The following is a 3,294-nucleotide window of genomic DNA, read 5'->3' as shown; positions in this document are numbered from 1 at the left end:
ATAACCTTATTCCTCTCTTTGGTTCTTTATGATTAAATGTTAAAGTTAATAGATTGCTAACTTAAGATGTATAAATTCAATTGCTTCAAAACGTTTACTTGCGAAAATCCTAACGGATTTTCTTCTACGTGTATTTTTAATAACTGTATTCATAATTTACGCAACTAAATCTATACCAAAACGTTGTATGCAATTAAAACCAAACATAAAATGAAAAAACTTTTTACAATTATTACAATTCTATCAATTTCAATTCAAGCTTCAGCTCAAATAAAAGCTGTAACCGAAAAAGGCGACACAATTAATGTCTATGATAATGGAACTTGGGAAAAATTAAATAAGGTCAAAAAAATAGCGGATATTGAAAGTACAGTAGAAGCAACAGTTGAAGTAGACGAATTTGACAAATCAAAAAAAATAAGAACAGAAAGCTGGTCTAAATTTGGAAAAAACAAACTTGGCAGAACAATAAGTGGAAGTTTAATAAGAGTAGACGATTTGACCGTATTTTCAATTTCATATTCTGGAGACTTGGGATGTATGTCCGAATATAGTACGACTATGAAAGTCAAACTTACCAATGGAGAAATTGTTGAATTCTCGCAGATAAGTGATACTGACTGTGGTGATTATCCAACTGCAAGATTTATTCCTTTAAAAAAGGAACAGTTAAAAGACCCGAATTTAAAGAATTTAATGGCTGATAATTTAGATTTGTTAAAACAATACGATTGGGAAACTATAAGGATTAATGGAAGTGAATACTATACTGACATTATACCAAATCCATCTCGTAGAATGGAAAAGCCCGAACAGTTCTTTAGACAACATCTAATAACGGCTGACAAAAAATAACTGCATACAACAATGGCTATAAGTAATTGCTTGTTCTCGCCTACTTTGGAAATTCCTGCGGAATTTCCAACTTGGTGTGTACTTGCAAAGTTAAGTGCTAAACCACGCAACTACTCATAGCCGAGACCGTTGCCACCAATTTGAATGAACATCAGAAATCCAATATATTCGTTTAGTATTATAGTTTTTCTTTTCGGAATTTTCATATTCTTTATTATGGGATTTTGGGGAATTGGAGCTATACTTTGGTTGTTTGGAATTTATTCAATTTTAGTATTAACAAGTTTTTTCCTTAAAAAATTCAAAGTCAAATACCGACAAATTATTGAATGGACTTTAATATTTGTTTATGTTCTATCCCATACTTTGTACCATTTAAATTGGGACGTTGGAAGTGAAATTTATTTCACAAATGAAAATGAACCTTTTGTCGGAAAAAATCAGAGTTTTATAATAGTTTTCGGAATAGAAAACCAACCAAAACTCGAAAGTAATTATTTTACAAATAATAAAATCCTCATTCCCAAAAATGGAATTTTATTAACTTCTTCAAAAAAGGAAACATTTAAGCATAGATATAGTTTTCCTGTAGTTGGTAGTGGAGAAAAGTTTTCAGCCACTTACTTTGAGCAATATAATTGTTACGGAGAAAAAAATTACAAATTTAATTACGTTGTTGGAACAATAAGCGACTTGGGAGAAGTTGATTATAGATACAGAGATTCAATCGGAGATTTAATTTGTGAAAAACTCAAAAATGAAGATTTTAAAAACAATCTAAAAGTAGGTTATGAAAACGGAAATTATCTTGACCAAAAAGAGGTTTTAATAAATTATCAGAATTTGACTAAACTTCCAAACGGACTTTTAAAGTTGAGAAATCTTGAGTATTTAAATGTGCATTCTAATAAACTGAAAGTATTCCCTAAAAGTGTTTTAGAGTTTCCGAAACTTAAAAGACTGACAATTGGATATAATGAAATCAAAACAATTCCTGAATGGATTGGCGGAATTAAAAATTTAGAAAGTCTTGCAGTAAATGGAAATGATTTGACGTCAATTCCTGATACATTATTGACTTTGCCTAAACTGAATTATTTGTTAATAAGAGAAAATGATTTTAACGAATGGGAAATAAAAGAAACAATTGAAAAATTTGAACAAAAAGGAGTGAAAGTCCAATATGAATAAAAAAAACTGGTGGCAACACCGTATATAATTTATTGCTGGCTTCTCGCCTACTTACGAAAGTCCTCGCGGACTTTCTTGGTCGGTAATTATTTACTAAATTAGGTGCTTGAAACACGCAACAAACCATATACAACAACGTTGCCACACATACGAAAAAACCATAGAACATTGGGAAAAACAGCAGAAAATATTGAATACTATCTTGACTCGAAAAATGACAAGGATTACCTTCAAGATTTGTTGCTAAACATAAAAAATGCTTTTACAAATCAAGAAAGTGTGACTTTCAGAATTGTTGAACCGAAGGAAAAAGGTTTTTTAGTAAAAGTTAGTGGCTTATTTGCATATGTTTCATTTAAACATTTTGGTTGGTCATATCCTTCAATCGAATTTTGGAAAAATGCTTCTAATTCAATTGTTGGAAATTATTTTACGGGAAAAATTCATAATATCGAGGAAAATCCAATTTCAATTCAAATAGACGCAAAAGAACAGAAATTTGAAAATCCGAATTTGGAGAAGTACTCTAAATATCGTGGAATTATTTTAAGAAAAACTAAATATGGTTTTTTTGTAGATTTAGGAATTCACTTTAATTGGAAATGTGGCTCAATATTAGGTTTAATTCATATATCGACTTTTATGAACGAATCAGATTATGAAAATTGGAAAGCAGGTGACGAAGTTGAAACAGTATTTCAAGGATTTAATGAAAACAATAAGCCGATACTTGGAGATAATATTGAACGAGGAAAATGGACGAATGGAGAAATGGAAAAGTTGATTGGTACAATCCAAAAAGTTAGTGTTTTAATCAATGAAGACGGAAAACCTGATTATTTTGTTTTGGGAGAACATAAAGCAACAATTCCAATTAAAAAAGAGTTTTACCCAAATTTTAGAACAACAGCAAAAAAATACACTTACGGACTAAAAAACGGAGAAATTATAGATTGCGAAATCATTAAAATAAATAGTAAAAAAAATAGTTTTGTATTAAAATTATTAATCGAACCACCAATGAACTGAAAAAGTACGTGTGGCAACACCGTATATAATTTATTGCTCGCTTATTGCCTACTTACGAAAGTCCTTGCGGACTTTCTTGGTCGGTAATTATTTACTAAATTAGTTGCTTGAAACACGCAACAAACCATATACAACAACGTTAGCAAACAGCTGAAAATGATCTACCCAAAAATTATAATCGGAGTTGGAATCTTGATCGGAATTATTCTTTTTAAGAAA

3 protein-coding genes are annotated in these 3,294 nt (G+C 30.2%); all 3 read left to right on the top strand.

The annotated features are described in order from the left end of the window. The first annotated feature begins 210 nt into the window (after positions 1-210). On the top strand, positions 211-855 hold the full coding sequence (locus WA340_RS05835; protein WP_336127835.1) for a hypothetical protein: 645 nt from the start codon (positions 211-213) through the stop codon (positions 853-855). 216 nt (positions 856-1,071) lie between these two features. Next, positions 1,072-2,046: a leucine-rich repeat domain-containing protein gene (locus WA340_RS05830; protein ID WP_336127833.1), complete on the top strand. Its 975-nt coding sequence runs from the start codon at positions 1,072-1,074 to the stop codon at positions 2,044-2,046. A gap of 168 nt (positions 2,047-2,214) precedes the next feature. Next, positions 2,215-3,075, top strand: a complete 861-nt coding sequence (locus tag WA340_RS05825; protein WP_336127831.1) for a S1 RNA-binding domain-containing protein — start codon at positions 2,215-2,217, stop codon at positions 3,073-3,075. The last annotated feature ends 219 nt before the right edge of the window (positions 3,076-3,294 follow it).

Source organism: Mesoflavibacter sp. CH_XMU1422-2 (genome assembly GCF_037029245.1).
In the GTDB taxonomy this organism is placed as follows: Bacteria; Bacteroidota; Bacteroidia; order Flavobacteriales; family Flavobacteriaceae; genus Mesoflavibacter; species Mesoflavibacter zeaxanthinifaciens.
This window is presented reverse-complemented; position numbering and strand designations above follow the sequence as displayed.

Bases quoted from the DNA above. Each gene is read 5' to 3' on its own strand.
- WA340_RS05835 (WP_336127835.1), top strand. From the start codon at position 211: ATGAAAAAACTTTTTACAATTATTACAATTCTATCAATTTCAATTCAA.
- WA340_RS05830 (WP_336127833.1), top strand. From the start codon at position 1,072: ATGGGATTTTGGGGAATTGGAGCTATACTTTGGTTGTTTGGAATTTAT.